This window comes from Halomonas sp. 3H (assembly GCF_024206005.1).
Lineage (GTDB): Bacteria > Pseudomonadota > Gammaproteobacteria > Pseudomonadales > Halomonadaceae > Halomonas > Halomonas campaniensis.
The window spans coordinates 2,461,504-2,479,757 of the sequence record NZ_CP100360.1 but is presented as its reverse complement, the minus strand read 5'-3'; the positions used below and the strand labels follow the sequence as shown (position 1 = coordinate 2,479,757).

Genomic DNA, 18,254 nt, shown 5'->3' with positions numbered 1-18,254 from the left:
ATGTGTGAACGCTGGCCGATGACGTCTCGGGAGGCCCCGTCGGCATGACCGGCGGGCTGGGCGAGCGCTGGCTGGCCTCCGCCTACGGCGGCGCCGGCTGGCTGCGCGCGCTGCGCCCGCTGGAGGCGCTGTACCGACGCGCCGTGGTCCGACGGGCGGCGGCCTTCGCCGCGGGGCGCCGGCCGGTGTGGCGCGCGCCGGTGCCGGTGGTCGTGGTGGGCAACATCACCCTCGGCGGCACCGGCAAGTCCCCGCTGGTGGCCTGGCTCGCGGGCCGGCTGGTCGAGCGCGGTTGGCGACCGGGCATCCTCTCGCGCGGCTACGGCGGACGGTCGGAGGCCTATCCGCTGCGGGTCACGGCCGATACCCCGGTGGCACAGTGCGGCGACGAGCCACGGATGCTCGCGGAGCAGACCGCCCTTCCCGTGGTGGTGGATCCGGACCGCCCGAGGGGCGCGCGCCTGCTGCTCGAGGCCGGCTGCGATATCCTGCTGTCGGACGATGGCCTGCAGCATCTGGCGCTGGGTCGCGACCTGGAACTGGTGGTGGTGGATGGTCGGCGCGGGTTCGGCAACGGCCGCTGCCTGCCGGCGGGACCGCTGCGCGAACCGCTGTCGCGGCTGGCGAGCGTCGACGCGGTGATGGTCAACGGCGAGCCGGCCTTCGCGGCGCCGGACGGGGCCTTCAGCATGCGGCTGGTGCCGTCGGGCTGGCGACGGCTCGGCGATGGTCGGCGGTGTCCGCTGGAACCGCGGCCCTTCGCGGGTCCGGTGCATGCCGTCGCCGGCATCGGCAACCCGTCCCGCTTCTTCGCCAGCCTGGAAGCACTCGGCGTGGCGGTGATTCCCCACCCCATGACGGACCACCACGCCTTCCGTGCCGAGGATCTCGCCTTCGGCGACGACCGGCCGCTGGTGATGACCGCCAAGGATGCGGTGAAGTGCCGGGGCCTGGCCCCCGACGACAGCTGGGTGCTGGACGTGGTCGCTGCCCCCGATCCGGCCTTCGAGGCCTGGTTCGAGGCGCGGCTGGAACGATTTCGAGCGCCTCGGGAGACTGCCCGGGGCGGAGCAAGCGGCTGACCTGCGGGTCGCCCCAGGAGGTTCGAGAATGGACAAGGAGCTATTGGCCATGCTGGTCTGCCCGCTCTGCAAGGGCAAGCTCAAGTATCACCGCGAGGCCCAGGAGCTGCACTGTCTCTTCGATGGCCTGGCCTATCCGGTGCGTGACGGCATCCCGGTCATGCTGCCCGAGGAGGCACGGGAGCTCTCCGTCGACGAGAAGCTCCACGACTCCCCCGGACGCCCGGGAGAGGCGTGATGGCGGCGCGCGAGTACATCGCCGTCATCCCGGCGCGGTTCGCCTCGTCGCGGCTGCCCGGCAAGCCGCTGGCGGAGATCGCCGGCGAGCCCATGGTGGCCCATGTCTGGCGCCGGGCCTGCGAGAGCCGGGCCGCCCGGGTGGTGGTGGCCACCGACGATGCGCGCATCCGCGAGGCGCTGGTGCCCTGCGGGGCCGAGGTGCTGATGACCCGGGCCGATCACCCCTCCGGGACCGACCGCCTGGGCGAGGTGGCCGAGCGGCTGGGGCTCGCCGACGATGCCGTGCTGGTCAACGTCCAGGGCGACGAACCGCTGATTCCCCCGACGCTGATCGACCAGGTCGCCGATCGTCTGTTCGACGACCCCGAGGCCTCCATCGCCACCCTGGCCGAGCCCATCGCCGCGGTGGAGGCCCTCTTCAATCCCAACGTGGTCAAGGTGGTGCGCGCGCTCAGCGGCCGAGCCCTCTACTTTTCCCGCGCGCCGATCCCCTGGGACCGTGACGCCTTCGCCGCGCGGCCCGAGCTGCTCGAGACCGATGCCTGGCTGCGCCACATCGGCCTCTACGCCTACCGTGCCGGCTTCCTGGCCGACTACCGCGACTGGACGCCGTCGCCCCTGGAGCGCCTCGAGCATCTCGAGCAGCTGCGTGCCCTGCACCATGGCCATGCCATCCAGGTGGCGCTGGCCCGTGAGCCTCATCCGGCCGGGGTCGACACCGAAGAAGACCTGGCGCGGGTGCGCGCCCTGCTGGCCGATGCCCATGACGACAAGGGAGGTGCCTGATGAGAGTGCTGTTCGTCTGTCTCGGCAACATCTGCCGTTCCCCCACCGCCGAGGGGGTGTTCCGCCGCCTGCTCGACGAGCGCGGGCTGGCTCATCGGGTCCAGGTGGACTCCTGCGGGATCGGCGACTGGCATGTGGGCAAGGGTCCGGACGCCCGGGCTCGGGAAGCGGCGGCCCGCCGGGGCATCGACCTCTCCGCGCTGCGTGCCCGCCAGCTGGATGACGCGGACTTCGCGGCCTTCGACTACCTGCTGGCCATGGACCATGACAATCTGGCCGCCATCGAGTCTCGGCGGCCCGCCGACAGTCGGGCCCATGTCGGGCTCTTCCTCGAGTTTGCCGGGATGCCCGGCCGCGCGGTCCCCGACCCCTACTATGGCGGCGAGGCGGGCTTCGAGGAGGTGCTGGACCTGGTCGAGGCGGCGTCCCGCGGGCTGCTGGAGGCCGTCGAGGCCCGCCTGGAGCCCCGGCCTTGAGCCTGGCGATCCAGGCCGACTATGACCTCTCCCGGGCCAATACCCTGGGGCTGCCGTGCCGCGCCGAGCACTTCGCCGCGCCGACGACCACGGCAGAGCTGAGAGAGGCCCTGGCGCTGGCCCGTCGCGAGGCATGGCCGCTGACGGTGCTGGGCGGCGGCAGCAACTTGATCCTGCCGGCCCGCCTGGCGGGCCTGGTGCTGCGGCCGGCCATGGATGCCTGGTGGCTGGAGGCGGGCGAGGGCGACGGCGTTCGCGTCCACGCCGAGGCCGCGGTGGTCTGGCATGACCTGGTGATGACGCTGGCCGGTCGGGGCCTCTGGGGCACGGAGAACCTGGCGCTGATTCCGGGCCACTGCGGCGCCGCGTCGATCCAGAACATCGGTGCCTATGGCGTGGAGCTCGGTGATGTGCTCGAGGCTGTGCATCTGGTGCATCTCGAGGACGGTCGCGAGGCGGTGCTGTCTGCCGACGACTGTGCCCTGGGCTATCGCGACAGCATCTTCAAGGGGGCGCTGGACGGCCGGGTGGTGATCACCCGGCTGGTCATGCGGCTCTCCCGCTCGCCGCGCCCGCGCCTCGGCTACGGCGACCTGGCCGCCCGGGTGGGCGCCGCGCCCAGCGCCCTGGAGGTGGCCGAGGCGGTGTGTGCCATTCGTCGCGAGAAGTTGCCCGACCCCGCGGTGCTGGGCAATGCCGGCAGCTTCTTCAAGAACCCCCTGGTGGCGGGTGAGCAGGCCGCACGCCTGCTCGCCGCGTCGCCCGACATGCCGCACTTTCCCCAGCCGGACGGACGGGTCAAGCTGGCCGCCGGGTGGCTGATCGACCGCTGTGGCCTCAGGGGCTGGCGGGAGGAGCACTTCGGCGTGCATGACCGCCAGGCTCTGGTGCTGGTCCACTTCGGCGGCGGCAGCGCCGAGGAGCTGCTGGGCTTTGCCGGGCGCGTCGCCGACCGGGTGCGCGAACGTTTCGGCGTCGAACTCGAGCGCGAGCCGCGCCTGGCCGGGGAGAGACCCTGAGCCGCTGAGAGATACCTGATCGGGGCCCCAAACGACAGCGCCCGCAGCCAAGGCTGCGGGCGCTGTCATTGGTGAGGGCGATGCGGGGCCTCAGCCCTGCTTGCCCTCCTGGGCCTTCGCCTCCAGCTCGCGACGGCGGATCTCCCGCGGATCGTTATGGGCGCGGCGGCGGCGACGGCTGGCACGGCGCTCTTCCGGCGTCTCCCCGGCGTTGGCGGGCGTCTGGGCGTCGGCCTTGGCTTCGGCGGCTTTCGGCTCGGCCTTGGCTTCGGCGGCTTTCGGCTCGGTCTTGGCTTCGGGCTTCGGCTCGGCCTTGGGCGCTTCGGCCTTCGGCTCGGCCTTGGGCGCCTCGGCCTTCGGCTCGGCCTTGGGCGCTTCGGACTTGGCTTCGGGCTTCGGCTCGGCCTTGGGCTCCGGCTTCGGCTCGGCCTTGGCTTCGGGCTTCGGCTCGGCCTTGGCTTCGGGCTTCGGCTCGGCCTTGGCTTCGGGCTTCGGCTCGGCCTTGGTCGCCTCAGGCTTGGGGGCTTCTACCTTGGCCTCGGCGGGCTTCTGCTCCGCCTTGGGCGCTTCGGCCTTGGGCTCCGGCTTCTGCTCTGCCTTGGGCTCAGCCTTGGGTGCCTCGGCCTTGGCCTCGGCGGCTTTCGGCTCGGCCTTGGCTGCCGTCTTCTCTTCTGCCTTGGGCTCGGCCTTCGGAGCCTCGGCCTTGGCTTCCGTCTTCTCTTCTGCCTTGAGCTCGGCCTTCTGAGCGTCGGCCTTGGCTTCCGTCTTCTCTTCTGCCTTGAGCTCGGCCTTCGGAGCGTCGACCTTGGCTTCTGCCTTCTCTTCAGCCTTGGTCTCAGGCTTGGCGTCTGCCTTCGGAGCCTCGGCCTTCTCTTCCGCCTTCGGGGCGGCGTCGGGCTTGGCGTCTTCCTTCGGGGCTTCCGCCAGCAGGCGCTGCTGCTCCTCTAACGCCTTGGGGCTGATGGCGTGCTGCCGGCTGCGGTTGCGCGGGTTGTTGCGGGTGCGCTTGGGCTTGCCGTCATCCACCGCCGCCTCGGCCTGGGGCGCGTCGGCCTTGGGGCCAGCGGGTTTCTCGGCGGCACGCTCGTCGCGGCGCTCGTTGCCGCGACGACGCGAATCGTCGCGCGGCTTGTCATCCCGGGGCTTGTCATCCCTGGACTTCTCGTCGCGGGTGCGGGGCGTCTCCTGCTGACGGGCCGGGCGGCCATCGTCCTGGCGCCCGCGTCCGCGACCGCCACGGCTGCCGCGGTTGTCACGGCTCTCGGCGCCGTCGCCCCTGGCCTCGCCGCGCTCGCTTTCCTGGCGCGGCGCGCCGCGGCGCTCCTCGTTGCGGGGGCGACGCTGGCGGCCGTTGCGGTTACCGCGTTCGCCGCCCCGCTCGTCGTCACGCGGGGAGGGCTTGCGGGCGCCCTTGTCGTCGCGCGATGCGTCCTGGCGGGAGGACGGTTTCTGCTCGCCATCGGCGGGGGCCTCGTCGCTGCCCAGCAGCTTGGCCAGGCCCTTGACCAGGCGGCCCAGCACGCCGGCCTGGGGCTCGGCGACGGGCGGCTGCACGGCCGGCGGCCGGGCACTCCTGGCCGCCGGCGCCGGGGTCGTCGGCGCCGGGGTCGCCGGCGGGGCGGCCGGGGCCTCTTCCTGCTGCAGGGAGGCCGGGGCCGGCTCGTGGTGGATCACGGTCTTCACCGCGGCCTCGGCCCGCTGTACCGGCTTGCCGAAGGCGGCCTCGGGCTCGCGGCCCACCTCGGTGTCGGTGGAGAGCTCGAAACTGGAGAGGGTGGCGGTGCCTTCCTCGTCCACATGGTCGTCGCGCAGGCGCTGGACGTCGTAGTGGGGCGTGTCCATCTCGGGACTCGGCAGCAGCACCACCCGCACGCCCTGGCGACGTTCGATGTCGGCCAGCACGGCGCGCTTCTCGTTGAGCAGGTAGGTGGCCACCGGCACCGGCAGGATGGCGCGGATCTGGGCGCTGCGCTCCTTCATGGCCTCCTCCTCGATCAGGCGCATGATCGAGAGCGACAGGGAGCGCACGTCGCGGATGGTCCCCTGGCCGTCGCAGCGCGGGCAGACCACGCCGCTGGTCTCGCCCAGGGAGGGGCGCAGGCGCTGACGCGACATCTCCATCAGGCCGAAGCGGGAGATGCGGCCGATCTGCACCCGGGCGCGGTCCAGCTTCAGGGCGTCGCGCATGCGGTTCTCGACCTCGCGCTGGTTGCGCGCCGGGCTCATGTCGATGAAGTCGATCACCACCAGGCCGCCGATGTCACGCAGGCGCAGCTGGCGGGCGATCTCGTCGGCCGCCTCCAGGTTGGTCTGCAGCGCCGTCTCCTCGATGTCGCTGCCACGGGTGGCGCGAGCCGAGTTGATGTCGATGGAGACCAGCGCCTCGGTGTGGTCGATGACGATGGAGCCGCCGGAGGGGAGCTTCACCTCGCGCTCATAGGCGGTCTCGATCTGCGACTCGATCTGGAAGCGCGAGAAGAGCGGCACCTCGTCGACGTAGAGCTTGATCTTCTGCTGGTAGGAGGGCATCACCTGGCGGATGAAGGCCAGGGCCTCCTGGTGCACCGCCTCGCTGTCGATCAGCACCTCGCCGATGTCCTGGCGCAGGTAGTCGCGCATGGCGCGAATGATGACGTTGGATTCGCGGTAGATCAGGAAGGGGGCGGGGCGCTTGCCGGCCTCGGCGGTGATCGACTCCCACACCTGGACCAGGTAGTCCAGGTCCCACTGTAGCTCCTCGGGGGAGCGGCCGATGCCGGCGGTGCGCACGATCAGGCCCATCCTGTCGGGCACCGTGAGCTGGTTCATCGCCTCCTTGAGCTGGCTGCGCTCCTCGCCCTCGATGCGCCGCGAGATGCCGCCGGCCTTGGGGTTGTTGGGCATCAGCACCAGGAAGCGGCCAGCCAGGGAGATGAAGGTGGTCAGCGCCGCGCCCTTGTTGCCGCGCTCCTCCTTGTCCACCTGGACGATGACTTCCTGGCCCTCCTTGAGGACCTCCTTGATGCTGGGGCGACCGGAGGCGGGCTCCTTGACGAAGTACTCCCGGGAGATCTCCTTCAGCGGCAGGAAGCCGTGGCGGTCGGCGCCGAAATCGACGAAGGCGGCTTCCAGGGAGGGTTCGATGCGGGTGATCTTGCCGCGGTAGATATTGGCTTTCTTCTGTTCCCGGGCACCGGACTCGATGTCCAGGTCGTAGAGGCGTTGTCCATCGACCAGTGCGACGCGCAGCTCTTCGGGCTGGGTCGCATTGATGAGCATCCGTTTCATGTTGACTCGCAATATGGGGCGCCGGCGAGCATCGGCGTGGGCGAACCTCTGGGTGCTGCGTGCTTGTGCTCAGCGCATGTCGCGGATGCGCAGTAGCGTCCGGCCGTGTCGGGGCCCGCCCGAGGCGGGGCACCGGCACGACATGACCATGTTGAGTACGGGGCGGAGGCAGGACATGTCTCGGTGGGGTGTCACCCATCCGGCCCTGCGGTCACCGCCAACACCTGGCATTCATCGATTCGCCGACGCCGACCTGCGGCACGATGGTGGAACGTTTCCCGTGGCCTGCCGCCGCTCCATGACGGGGGAGCGACGAGGGGATCCGGGCGTGGCGTTGTATCGTTGCTTTCTCTTTCCTACGCGGCGGCGGGACGGGTGAGCGTCGTCGCGGCCTGATCTTTTCGCCTCGACCTGCGTGTCTGTCGTGCAGGCGCTCGATGGGGCCCGTACAGGCCCACTGAAGCGAGTTGGCAATATAACAGCAAAGGGGGTGGCCAGCAATTGGCGCAGGATGGCGTGCACTGCGATAGAATGCGGCTTTCGCAGGTCTGGCAGTGGAGTCTCGGCATGGCCGAAGGGCGCGATGTACAGTGGGTGGAAGTGACCGAGGGCCAGGTGGGGCAGCGGGTCGACAATTTCCTGATGACCCGGATCAAGGGGGCGCCGCGGGCGCTGATCTACCGCATCGTGCGCAAGGGCGAGGTGCGGGTGAACAAGAAGCGTGTCAAGGCCGATACCCGCCTGGCGCTGGGTGACGTGGTGCGCATCCCGCCGCTGCGGCTCTCGCCCCGCGAGGCGGTGCGCGAGGTCAGCGACAACCTGCGCAACCTGCTGGCCGGCAGCGTGCTGGTGGAGGGGCGCGACTGGCTGGTGATCAACAAGCCCTCGGGGCTGGCGGTGCATGGCGGCAGCGGGGTCAAGATCGGCCTGATCGAGGCCCTGCGCCAGGTGCGCGAGGACCTGGACTTTCTCGAACTGGTCCATCGCCTCGACCGGGACACCTCCGGCTGTCTGCTGCTGGCCAAGTCGCGTCCGGCGCTGCTGGCCCTGAACGCCTCGCTCAAGCAGCACCAGATGGACAAGCAGTACCTGGCCCTGGTGGCCGGCCGCTGGCCGGCCCGGCGTGACTTCGTGGCGGCCCGGCTCGACCGCTATGAGCTCGGCAACGGCGAGCGCCGGGTCAGGGTCGATCCGGCCGGCAAGGTGGCACGCACGCGCTTCGCGGTGCGCGAGGCCTTCGCTCGGGTGACCCTGGTGGAGGCCGAGCCGGTCACCGGTCGCACCCACCAGATCCGCGTGCATGCCGCCCATGCCGGCCATCCGCTGCTCGGTGACGACAAGTACGGCAGTCGCGACAGCCAGAAACTGTCCGCCGAGCTGGGCCTGTCGCGACTCTTCCTGCATGCCGCGGCGCTGACCTTTCCCGAGCCCACCAGCGGGCGGCCGGTGCAGATCCGGGCGCCGCTGCCCGAGGAGCTCGAGACGGTGCTGACCCGCGCCCGCCGCGCCTCCTGACCCCTTCAGCCTGACACGGAGACGATAATGCGCTACCGACTGGTGATCTTCGACTGGGACGGGACCCTGATGGATTCCGCCGAGCGGATCGTTGCCTGCATGCAGGCGGCCTCCCGGGACGCCGGCTGGGGGGAGCTGGCGCCGGAGAGCGTGCGCAACATCATCGGCCTGGGCCTGCCCGAGGCGATCGCCACCCTCTGTCCGGGCATCGACCCCGGTCGCGCCGAGCTGCTGCGCAGCCGCTATGCCTGGCACTTCGTCGAGGGCGATCATGCGCCGATGCGCTTCTTCCCCGGTGCCGTGAAGGGGCTGGCCGACCTTCACGGGCGACCCGGTCAGCGCCTGGCGGTGGCCACCGGCAAGAGCCGGCGCGGCCTCGATCGGATCTTCCGCGAGAGCGGCAGCGGCCGCTGGTTCCACGCCAGCCGCACCGCCGACGAGACCCTCTCCAAGCCCCACCCCCGGATGCTGGAGGAGCTGCTGGCCGAGCTGGGCGTCGGCGTGGAGGAGGCGGTGATGGTGGGGGATACCGAATATGACCTGGAGATGGCCCGGGCGCTGGGCATGGATCGAGTGGCGGTGACCTGGGGGGTGCATGCGCCGGAGCGCCTGGCCGCCAGCCGCCCCGCGTTCACCGCCGAGGCGATGCCTGAGCTCTTCGACTTTCTGCACGGGCGAGCCGGCGTCGGCCGGGCCCTCTGATGACGGCTGCAAGGACGAGACTGCCATGAGCGACGACAGACGAGACGACCGCTGGACCCAGGGGCCCGAGCTCAGTCCGGAGGAGGCGCGTCGCGCCCGCCAGGGCGATGCCACGCAGCCCCCTCCGGCCGAGGATGCCGAGACCCTGCGCGAGCGGCAGCGCCTGGCCCAGCTGGAGATGATGGACCGTTGGGTCGGCGGGGTGCTGGCCGAGCAGCGCCGCTCCCGGCGCTGGAAGCTGTTCTTCCGCTTCCTCTTGGTGGCGCTGATCCTGGCGTCGCTGTCGGCCAGCCTTTATGGGTTCCTCGCCGGCCCCGGTGTCAGCGCCCCGGCCGGCCCCCACCTGGGGCTGGTCAAGGTGAAGGGCGTGATCGACGCCGACTCGCCGGCCAGTGCCGAGCGGATCACCACCGGCCTCAGGCGCGCCTGGGAAGCCGAGGAGAGTGCCGCGGTGGTGCTGCAGATCGACAGCCCCGGGGGCAGCCCGGTGCAGTCCCAGCGGATCTTCGACGAGATCATGCGGCTGCGCGCCGAGGGCGACAAGCCGATCATCGCGGTGATCGAGGACGTGGGCGCCAGCGGGGCCTACTATATCGCCGCGGCCGCCGACGAGATCGTCGCCGCCCCGGCCAGCCTGGTGGGCTCCATCGGGGTGATCTCGGCCAGCTTCGGCTTCGAGGAGGCGATCGAGCGGCTGGGCGTGGAGCGCCGGGTCTTCGCTGCCGGCGACAACAAGGCCTTCCTCGATCCCTTCTCGGAACTGGCGCCCGAGCAGCGCGAGTTCTGGCAGTCGGTGCTGGAGACGACCCATGACCAGTTCATCGCCGCCGTCCGCGAGGGGCGTGGCGACCGCCTGGTCGATGACGAGCGGCTGTTCAGCGGGCTGGTATGGAGCGGCGAGCAGGCCGTCGAGCTGGGCCTGATCGATGCCATCGGCAGCCTGGACGGGCTCGCGCGAGAGCGGCTGGAGGAGGCGAGGGTGCGCGACTACACCCCGCGACTCGATCCCTTCGAGCGCTTCACCCGGCAGTTCGGCCGCGTCGCCATGGAGTGGCTGGGGGTGCCCCGCGCCGACTCGCCGCTGCGCTACCAGCTACCCTAGCGGATCCAGGCCTGCCTCGCGAAGCAGGGCGCAGAGGCGGATCAGCGGCAGGCCGATCAGGGTGTTGGGGTCGTCGCCTTCCAGTCGTTCGAACAGGGCGATGCCCAGCCCCTCCATGCGGAAGCTCCCGGCGCTGTCCAGGGGCTGTTCCTTCGCCACGTAGCGAGCGATCTCCTCGTCGCCGAGCCGGCGGAACACCACGTCGTAGCGCTCGTGGCAGACGCGGTGGCGACCCAGGCGGGTATCCACTAACGCCAGGCCGGTGAGGAAGCGCACGCGGTGCCCGGAGAAGCGCGCCAGGTTGGCGCGGGCGGTGGCCGCGTCGCCGGGCTTGCCGAGGATCTCGCCCTCGAACAGGGCGACCTGGTCCGAGCCGATGATCAGGTGGTCGGGCCAGTCGTCGGCCAGCCGCTCGGCCTTGGCGAGCGCCAGTCGATGCACCAGGGCCTCCGGGCTCTCCGCCGGGCGGGGAGTCTCGTCGATATCGGGGCTCTCCCAGGCGTAGGGGATTTCCAGGCGGTCGAGCAGCTGGCGCCGCCAGCGCGATCCGGAGGCAAGAACGAGACGTGGCATGGGCATGTTTCCTGACCGGGGTGACGGGCGCAGCGTAACATGAAGTCGACGCGCCGCTGGACGATACCGGAGAGGGGGCGGGCAGTGCCGTCGCCAGCCGGCGCAGGCGCGATTGCGCCACGGCGGCTTTGACAGGGGCAGGGGGAGTGCCTATCATTGCGCGCCTATGTTGACCACACGACTCCCCAGCAGGGTCGAGCCCTACCGGCTCGCCGCCCGCGCCGAGCACCTCGAAGGACTGATGTCCCTCGATGATTTCGCGCGTCTCGCCGACGAGGTCGGCCCCCAGAGCGGCGACTGTCGTGTCTGGCTCGACTTCGCCATCGACGCCCAGGGGCGCCGGGTGATCCACGGCCGCCTGGAGGCCGAGCTGCAGCTGCCCTGTCGCCGCTGCCTCTCGCCGATGGCGCAGCGCGTGGCGAGCGAGTTCCTGCTGGGCATGGTCACCAGCGACGCTCTGGCAGCCGAGCTGCCGAGCACCCACGAGCCGGTGCTGGTGGAAAACGAACAGCTGAACCTGCTGACGGTGGTCGAGGATGAACTGATCCTCAGTCTGCCCCAGGTGGTTTACCACGACGAGGCCGACTGTGAGGTCTCTCGCGACCAGCTGACCAGCGGGGCGGATGCCGCGGCATCCCGTGAGCCCGCTGCGAGCCCGTTCGAGGTGCTCAAGCGCCTCAAGGGCAAATCCTGATTCATCATCGATTGCACTCTGGAGTGACATCCCATGGCAGTTCAACAGAACCGCAAGACCCGTTCCAAGCGCGGCATGCGTCGTAGCCACGACGCGCTGAGCGCACCGGCCCTCTCCCAGGACAAGGAGACCGGTACCACCCACCTGCGTCACCACGTCTCCCCCGACGGCTTCTACCGTGGCCGCAAGGTCGTCGACGCCTGAGGCGACGGCGCGCCCTGCGGTGACGCCTGGCCGCTGACCCTGTCGTGAGAATCGCCATCGATGCGATGGGCGGTGACCTCGGTCCCCGCGCTCCCGTGCAAGGGGCGGCCAGTGCCGTCATTCAGGATTCCCGTCTCGAGATCCGGTTGTTCGGCGTGCGCCGAACGCTGGAAGACGAGATCTCCTGCCTGCCGCGGCGGCTCGCCGCGGCCGGTTCGCGTCTGGAGGTCGTCGATGCCCCGCGGGTCATCGACCAGGGCGTGCGCCCCTCCGATGCGCTGCGTCACGGCCAGGACTCCAGCATGGCCAGGATGCTGGCCTGTGTCGCTGCCGGGGAGGCGGCGGCCGGGGTCAGTGCCGGCAATACCGGCGCCCTGATGGCCCTGGCCCGGCGCGCTCTGGGGACGGTGGCCGGCATCCCCAGGCCGGCGATCAGCACGGCCATCCCCACCCGCCAGCAGGGGCGCTGCTACCTGCTGGACCTGGGGGCCAACGTCGAGGCCTCGGCGGAGCGCCTGGTGGACTTCGCGCTGATGGGCGAGCTGATGGCGCGCCACGTGGATGGGCTTGCCGCGCCCCGGGTCGCCCTGCTCAATGTCGGGCTCGAGGGGACCAAGGGCACGGTCAGCGTCCGCGAGGCGGATGCCCGGCTGCGCGGGCTGCCCCACCTCGCCTACCAGGGCTTCGTGGAGGGCGACGGGGTCTTCAGTGGCCGCGTGGACGTGGTGGTCTGCGACGGCTTCGTCGGCAATGCGGTGCTCAAGGCCAGTGAGGGCCTGGCGCGCATGCTGGTCGAGCGGGTGCAGGCCACCTTCGAGGCCCACTGGAGCAGTCGGCTGGTGGGAGCGCTGGCGAGGCCGGCGCTGCGTCGGCTCAGGAGCGAGCTGGATCCGGTGCGCTACAATGGCGCCAGCCTGCTGGGCCTGGCCGGCATCGTGGTGAAGAGCCACGGCAGTGCCGATGCGACCGGTTTCCACTATGCGGTACAGCGGGCGGTCCAGGAGGTCAGTCGTGACCTGCCGAGACATCTGGCGGCGGAGCTGGTGCCGCGACGGCCCGCTATCGATTCGGCCGACCGCGGCGGTCGAATCGACAGCGGACCTCGAGTCCTCGCGCCGGGAAGCACCGGTGACGATGAAAGCCAACAAGAGCATAGGTGATTGACATGACCCAACCCCTCGCCCTCGTGTTCCCCGGGCAGGGTTCCCAGCAGATGGGCATGCTGCGGGAACTGGCGGAACGCTACAGCGTGGTGCGTACCACCTTCGAGGAGGCCTCCGACGCCCTCGGCTACGACCTCTGGCAGGTAGTCCAGGAGGGACCCGAGGAGGCCCTCAACGCCACCGCCTGTACCCAGCCGGCGCTGCTCAGTGCCAGCGTGGCGATCTGGCGGGTCTGGCAGGAGCTGGAAGGTCCCCGCCCAGGCGCCATGGCCGGGCACAGCCTCGGCGAGTACAGCGCCATGGTCTGTGCCGGGGCGCTCCCCTTCGCCCAGGGCGTGCGCCTGGTGAAGTTGCGCGGCGAGGCGATGCAGGAGGCGGTACCGGTGGGTGAGGGCGCCATGGCGGCGATCCTCGGCCTCGACGACGCCGTGGTCGAGAAGGCCTGTGCCGAGGCCGCCCAGGGCGAGGTGGTCTCCGCCGTCAACTACAATGCTCCCGGTCAGGTGGTGATCGCCGGCGGCAAGGCGGCCGTGGAGCGTGCCATCGCCGCCTGCCAGGAGGCGGGAGCCAAGCGTGCCATGCCGCTGCCTGTCTCGGTGCCCTCCCACTGCGCGCTGATGGAGCCGGCCGCCGAGCGACTGGCCGCCGCCATGGACGAGGTGGCGCTGCGGGCCCCGCGCTACACCGTGATCCAGAACGTCGACGCCCAGGCCCACGCCGATGTCGAGACCCTGCGTACCCGCCTGATCGAGCAGCTCTATCGCCCGGTCCGCTGGACCGCCTGCGTCGAGGCGATGGTCGAGCGCGGCGCCGAGGTGTTCATCGAGTGTGGCCCGGGCAAGGTGCTCACCGGTCTCAACAAACGGATCGCGCGGGGCAGCAAGGGGCTGGCGGTCAACGATCCCGACAGCCTGGATGCGGCCCTCGAGCTGGCCCGGGACGCGGCCGGCCAGTCGTCAGCCAACGGCTGATTTCCCTCACCAGGACGAAGGCGGAACCACCATGACTACCGAAACCAGAGTCGCCCTGATCACCGGTGCCAGCCGCGGCATCGGCCGGGCCATCGCCCATGAGCTGGGGCGCCAGGGGCGTATCGTGATCGGCACGGCCACCAGCGACGCCGGTGCCGAGAGGATCGATGCCGACCTCAAGGCCCAGGGGATCGAAGGGGCCGGGCGGCGGCTCGACGTGACCGACCAGGCCAGCGTCGACGCCCTGGTCAAGGCGATCACCGAGGAGTTCGGCGCCCCGACCATCCTGGTCAACAACGCCGGCATCACCCGGGACAACCTGCTGATGCGCATGAAGGAAGACGAGTGGGATGCGGTGGTCGACACCAATCTCAAGTCGGTCTACCGCGTCAGCAAGGCCTGCCTGCGGGGCATGACCCGGGCGCGTTTCGGCCGCATCGTCAGCATCAGCTCGGTGGTGGCCAGCATGGGCAACCTGGGGCAGACCAACTATGCTGCCGCCAAGGCGGGGATGGAGGGCTTCACCCGGGCACTGGCCCGCGAGGTGGCCTCCCGTGCCATCACCGTCAATGCGGTGGCACCCGGCTTCATCGCCACCGACATGACCGAGGCGCTGCCGGAGGAGCAACACAAGGTGCTGCTCGGCCAGATTCCCCTGGCGCGTCTCGGCCAGCCGGAGGAGATCGCCGCGGCGGTGGGCTTCCTCACCGGCGAGACCGCCGGCTACATCACCGGCGAGATCCTGCACGTCAATGGCGGCATGAACATGCGTTGAGACCCGCCGGGTCCGGCGGTTGCGCCGGCCCCGGGGCGTCTATAAACTACCCCGCAGCTTCCGGCTTGCGGATCTGGAACTTAAAACGGCTGGACATCTGAACGGCCAACGTGAACGACTGGAGTACGTCATAATGAGCACCATCGAAGAGCGCGTTAAGAAGGTTGTGGCCGAGCGTCTGAACGTCAAGGAAGAAGATATTCAGAACTCCTCTTCCTTCACCGAGGACCTCGGCGCCGATTCCCTGGATACCGTCGAGCTGGTGATGGCGCTCGAGGAAGAGTTCGACACCGAGATTCCCGACGAGGAAGCCGAGAAGATCACCACCGTTCAGGAAGCCATCGACTACGTCAACGCCCACCAGTAAGCTGGTGGCGGTCGATACCGCTTGCTGACGCTCGGGGCTCGTCCCCGGAAAAGAGCCGCCCTGTGAGGCGGCTTTTTCGTCGGCAGGCCGGCCGGCCATGGGCTTGTCAGGGCGGCACGCGACGGGGAGACTCGGTATAATGCGCGCACACGACGGCTCCCTCGGGTCGGAGTCGTGTCATTGAGGATGTCTGGAGGAAAGCTGATGGCTCGTAGAAGGGTTGTGGTGACCGGGCTCGGCCTGGTCACGCCGGTGGGAAATACCGTGGACGAGAGCTGGTCGAACATCGTGGCCGGCAAGAGCGGCATTGCCCCCCTCGAGCACTTCGATGTCAGCGGCTTCAACACGCGCTTCGGGGGTTCCGTCAAGGACTTCGACATCAGTCCCTACCTGAATCCCAAGGAAGCCCGCAAGATGGACCTGTTCATCCAGTACGGCATGGCCGCGGGTGCCCAGGCCATCGAAGATTCGGGGCTCGCCTGCACCGAGGAGAATGCCGGCCGCATCGGCGTGGCGATCGGCTCCGGGATCGGCGGCCTGCCGATGATCGAACACAACCACAGCGTCATGCTCAAGAGCGGCCCGCGGCGCATCTCGCCCTTCTTCGTGCCCGGCTCGATCATCAACATGATCTCCGGCAACCTGGCGATCCAGCACGGGTTCCGGGGCCCCAACATCGCCATCACCACCGCCTGCACCACCGGGACCCACAACATCGGCTACAGCGCGCGGACCATCGCCTACGGGGATGCCGACGTGATGATCTGCGGCGGTGCCGAGATGGCCACCACTCCGCTGGGCCTCGGCGGCTTTTCCGCGGCCCGGGCGCTCTCCACGCGCAACGACGATCCCCAGGCGGCCAGCCGGCCCTGGGATCGGGACCGCGATGGCTTCGTGCTCTCCGACGGGGCGGGCGTCATGGTGCTGGAGGAGTACGAGCACGCGAAGGCGCGCGGCGCGACCATCTATGCGGAGCTCAGCGGCTTCGGCATGAGCGACGATGCCTACCACATGACCTCTCCGCCCGAGGACGGCAGCGGCGCGGCACTCTCCATGGCCAATGCCGTGCGCGATGCCGGCATCGATGCCTCGGCCATCGACTACATCAACGCCCACGGCACCTCGACGCCGGCCGGTGACCTGGCGGAGAGCCTGGCCGTCGAGCGGGTGATGGGCGAGGCGGCAAGGTCCGTGGCGGTGAGCTCCACCAAGTCGATGATCGGCCACCTGCTGGGCGCGGCCGGCGCGGTGGAGGCGGTGTTCTGCGTGCTGGCGATCCGCGACCAGGTGGCGCCGCCCACCATCAACCTGGACAACCCCCAGGAGGGCTGCCGCCTCGACTATGTCCCGCACACTGCCCGCGAGATGAAGATCGACGTGGCACTCTCCAACTCCTTCGGCTTCGGCGGCACCAACGGCACCCTGGTCTTCACGCGGGCGTGAGCCATGAGGCGGAAGGGCCCGAGGTGAGGGGGGCTGTCTCCGGGGAGGCCTGGCCCCTCGACGACCGCGGTGCGGCCTATGGCGATGGCCTGTTCGAGACCGTGCTGGTGCGCGACGGCCGGCCGCGGCTGTGGGACGAGCACCTGGCGCGCCTGGCCCGTGGCTGCCATGTGCTGGGCCTGCCGCTGCCCGCGGAGCACCGCCTCGCCGCTCCCCTGGCCGAGGCGCCGCCGGGCCTGGCGGTGCTCAAGCTGATGCTGACCCGCGGCAGCGGCGGGCGTGGCTATCGTGCCCCGGCGACCCCTGAGCCGCGGCTGCGCTGGCAGCTGGCCCCCTTTACGCCCGCCGTGGCGCGCTGGCAGGAAGGGGTCAGGGTGCGCCACTGTGCCCTGCGCCTCGGGATCCAGCCGCGGCTGGCCGGCCTCAAGCACCTCAACCGGCTGGAGAATGTCCTGGCGCGCGCGGAGTGGGACGACGACGAGGTGGCCGAGGGGCTGCTCTGCGACAGCGACGGCCGCCTGGTGGAGGCCACCGCCATGAACCTCTTCTGGCGGCGCGCCGGTCTCCTGGAAACCCCGCGACTGGACCGCTGTGGCGTGGCCGGCACCCTGCGCGAGGCGCTCATCGAACGCCTGGAGGTCCGCGAGGTCGATATCCTGCCGGAGGCGCTCGAGGCGGCCGAGGCGGTCTGGCTCGGCAACTCCGTGCAGGGCGTCTGGCCGGTGACTCGCCTCGACGACGCGACCGGCAGGCCGCTCCTCCGCTGGCGGCTGTCCGCCAGCCACCGCGCCTTCCAGGCCGAGGCCCATCGCCTGCTGGGCTACCCCCTTCCCGACCTGACCTGAGATGAGACGACGAGGACACCGATGCTGCGTGTGGTGAAGATCCTGCTGGTGCTGGCCCTCCTGGCCGGCGCGGCGCTGTTCGCCGGCCATCGCTACTGGGAGTCGCGGCTCGCCGCGCCCATCGCCGTGGACGAGCCGACCCTCTACGAGGTGCCCCGCGGTGCCGGATACAACCGCGTGGTGGCCGACCTGGCCGAGCGCGGGGTGATTGCCGACGACTGGGCCTTCCGGCTGCTCACGCGGCTCGAGCCCGACGCAGTCCCGAGCCTGCGTGCCGGCGAATACATGCTGGAACCCGGCATGAGCGGGCGCGAGATGATCGCCCTGCTGGGCAGCGACCGGGTCGTCACCTACCCGCTGACCATCCCCGAGGGCTGGACCTTCCGCCAGATGCGCGACCTGCTCGAGGCGGCGCCCAAGCTGGAGACGCGCACCGAGGGGCTATCCGACGAGGAGGTGATGGCGCTGCTCGACCGCGAGGGAGTGCATCCCGAGGGCTGGTTCTTCCCCGACACCTACCGCTACCACAAGGGCGTGAGCGACCTGGAGATCCTGCGCCAGGCGCTCTCCCGCATGGAGCGAATCCTCGAGGAGGTGTGGGCCTCGCGGGTCGACGACCTCACCATCGAGACGCCCTACGAGGCGCTGATCATGGCCTCGCTGATCGAGCGGGAGACCGGCGCCCCGGAGGAGCGCCGCGAGATCGCCGGCGTCTTCAAGCGGCGGATGGAGCGCGGCATGCGCCTGCAGACCGATCCCACGGTGATCTACGGCATGGGCGAGCGCTATGAGGGGCGGATCACCCGGGCCGACCTCCGCGAGGCCACGCCCTACAATACCTACGTGATCGACGGGATGCCGCCGACACCCATCGCCATGCCGGGCCGGGCGTCCCTCGAGGCCGCGGTGGACCCGCTGCCCGGCGAGACCCTCTACTTCGTGTCCCGTGGCGACGGCACCCACCACTTCTCGCGGACGCTGCGCGAGCACAACAACGCGGTCAATCGGTATATCCGCAATCGCCAGTAAG

19 protein-coding genes are annotated in these 18,254 nt (G+C 70.4%); 17 read left to right on the top strand and 2 right to left on the bottom strand.

The window, feature by feature from the left end; all coding sequences use genetic code 11:
* The first annotated feature begins 44 nt into the window (after nucleotides 1–44).
* The 5 genes from lpxK to murB are packed head-to-tail and all read left to right on the top strand — an operon-like array spanning nucleotide 45 to nucleotide 3,603.
* Nucleotides 45–1,082, top strand: coding sequence for a tetraacyldisaccharide 4'-kinase (gene lpxK, locus NFC98_RS11530; protein ID WP_254275123.1), 1,038 nt, complete (start codon nucleotides 45–47; stop codon nucleotides 1,080–1,082).
* 28 nt (nucleotides 1,083–1,110) lie between these two features.
* The gene (locus NFC98_RS11525; protein ID WP_254275122.1) at nucleotides 1,111–1,320 is read left to right on the top strand and encodes a Trm112 family protein; all 210 of its coding nucleotides are present in this window, start codon (nucleotides 1,111–1,113) and stop codon (nucleotides 1,318–1,320) included.
* Nucleotides 1,320–2,108, top strand: coding sequence for a 3-deoxy-manno-octulosonate cytidylyltransferase (gene kdsB, locus NFC98_RS11520; RefSeq protein WP_254275121.1), 789 nt, complete (start codon nucleotides 1,320–1,322; stop codon nucleotides 2,106–2,108). The genes NFC98_RS11525 and kdsB overlap by 1 nt, the downstream gene beginning before the upstream one ends.
* Nucleotides 2,108–2,584, top strand: coding sequence for a low molecular weight protein-tyrosine-phosphatase (locus NFC98_RS11515; protein ID WP_254275120.1), 477 nt, complete (start codon nucleotides 2,108–2,110; stop codon nucleotides 2,582–2,584). Before kdsB ends, NFC98_RS11515 begins: the two co-directional genes overlap by 1 nt.
* A complete protein-coding gene (murB, locus tag NFC98_RS11510; RefSeq protein ID WP_254275119.1) occupies nucleotides 2,581–3,603 on the top strand; it encodes a UDP-N-acetylmuramate dehydrogenase in 1,023 nt (340 codons plus the stop codon). The genes NFC98_RS11515 and murB overlap by 4 nt, the downstream gene beginning before the upstream one ends.
* A gap of 90 nt (nucleotides 3,604–3,693) precedes the next feature.
* Here murB and rne read toward each other — a convergent pair whose 3' ends face one another.
* The gene (gene rne / locus NFC98_RS11505; protein ID WP_254275118.1) at nucleotides 3,694–6,870 is read right to left on the bottom strand and encodes a ribonuclease E; all 3,177 of its coding nucleotides are present in this window, start codon (nucleotides 6,868–6,870) and stop codon (nucleotides 3,694–3,696) included.
* Nucleotides 6,871–7,437: 567 nt separating this feature from the next.
* Between rne and NFC98_RS11500 the strand changes: the two genes are divergently transcribed.
* The 3 genes from NFC98_RS11500 to sppA are packed head-to-tail and all read left to right on the top strand — an operon-like array spanning nucleotide 7,438 to nucleotide 10,189.
* The gene (locus NFC98_RS11500; protein WP_254275117.1) at nucleotides 7,438–8,385 is read left to right on the top strand and encodes an RluA family pseudouridine synthase; all 948 of its coding nucleotides are present in this window, start codon (nucleotides 7,438–7,440) and stop codon (nucleotides 8,383–8,385) included.
* 27 nt (nucleotides 8,386–8,412) lie between these two features.
* Nucleotides 8,413–9,087 (top strand): HAD-IA family hydrolase, encoded by a 675-nt coding sequence (locus NFC98_RS11495; protein ID WP_254275116.1) that lies wholly within the window; start codon nucleotides 8,413–8,415, stop codon nucleotides 9,085–9,087.
* A 25-nt stretch (nucleotides 9,088–9,112) separates the two neighbouring features.
* Nucleotides 9,113–10,189, top strand: a complete 1,077-nt coding sequence (gene sppA, locus NFC98_RS11490) for a signal peptide peptidase SppA (protein ID WP_254275115.1) — start codon at nucleotides 9,113–9,115, stop codon at nucleotides 10,187–10,189.
* Here sppA and NFC98_RS11485 read toward each other — a convergent pair.
* Nucleotides 10,181–10,762, bottom strand: a complete 582-nt coding sequence (locus NFC98_RS11485; RefSeq protein WP_254275114.1) for a nucleoside triphosphate pyrophosphatase — start codon at nucleotides 10,760–10,762, stop codon at nucleotides 10,181–10,183. The genes sppA and NFC98_RS11485 overlap by 9 nt on opposite strands.
* Before the next feature lie 166 nt (nucleotides 10,763–10,928).
* Here NFC98_RS11485 and NFC98_RS11480 point away from each other — a divergent pair, with 166 nt between their 5' ends.
* The 9 genes from NFC98_RS11480 (at nucleotide 10,929) to mltG (ending at nucleotide 18,253) form a co-directional block, all read left to right on the top strand.
* Nucleotides 10,929–11,456 (top strand): YceD family protein, encoded by a 528-nt coding sequence (locus tag NFC98_RS11480; protein ID WP_183330155.1) that lies wholly within the window; start codon nucleotides 10,929–10,931, stop codon nucleotides 11,454–11,456.
* A gap of 33 nt (nucleotides 11,457–11,489) precedes the next feature.
* Complete coding sequence (rpmF, locus tag NFC98_RS11475) at nucleotides 11,490–11,660, top strand: 50S ribosomal protein L32 (protein ID WP_023005526.1); 171 nt, start codon at nucleotides 11,490–11,492, stop codon at nucleotides 11,658–11,660.
* Nucleotides 11,661–11,704: 44 nt separating this feature from the next.
* The gene (plsX, locus tag NFC98_RS11470; protein WP_254275113.1) at nucleotides 11,705–12,820 is read left to right on the top strand and encodes a phosphate acyltransferase PlsX; all 1,116 of its coding nucleotides are present in this window, start codon (nucleotides 11,705–11,707) and stop codon (nucleotides 12,818–12,820) included.
* Between the two features lie 5 nt (nucleotides 12,821–12,825).
* On the top strand, nucleotides 12,826–13,794 hold the full coding sequence (gene fabD, locus NFC98_RS11465; protein ID WP_254275112.1) for an ACP S-malonyltransferase: 969 nt from the start codon (nucleotides 12,826–12,828) through the stop codon (nucleotides 13,792–13,794).
* Nucleotides 13,795–13,825: 31 nt separating this feature from the next.
* Nucleotides 13,826–14,569 (top strand): 3-oxoacyl-ACP reductase FabG, encoded by a 744-nt coding sequence (gene fabG, locus NFC98_RS11460; RefSeq protein ID WP_254275111.1) that lies wholly within the window; start codon nucleotides 13,826–13,828, stop codon nucleotides 14,567–14,569.
* Between the two features lie 133 nt (nucleotides 14,570–14,702).
* Nucleotides 14,703–14,936, top strand: coding sequence for an acyl carrier protein (gene acpP, locus NFC98_RS11455; RefSeq protein ID WP_008956801.1), 234 nt, complete (start codon nucleotides 14,703–14,705; stop codon nucleotides 14,934–14,936).
* 204 nt (nucleotides 14,937–15,140) lie between these two features.
* Complete coding sequence (fabF, locus tag NFC98_RS11450; protein ID WP_254275110.1) at nucleotides 15,141–16,379, top strand: beta-ketoacyl-ACP synthase II; 1,239 nt, start codon at nucleotides 15,141–15,143, stop codon at nucleotides 16,377–16,379.
* A gap of 23 nt (nucleotides 16,380–16,402) precedes the next feature.
* Entirely contained in the window at nucleotides 16,403–17,224 is an 822-nt protein-coding gene (pabC, locus tag NFC98_RS11445; protein ID WP_254275109.1) for an aminodeoxychorismate lyase, read from the top strand.
* Between the two features lie 21 nt (nucleotides 17,225–17,245).
* Nucleotides 17,246–18,253, top strand: coding sequence for an endolytic transglycosylase MltG (mltG, locus tag NFC98_RS11440; RefSeq protein WP_254275108.1), 1,008 nt, complete (start codon nucleotides 17,246–17,248; stop codon nucleotides 18,251–18,253).
* Nucleotide 18,254 lies beyond the last annotated feature (1 nt).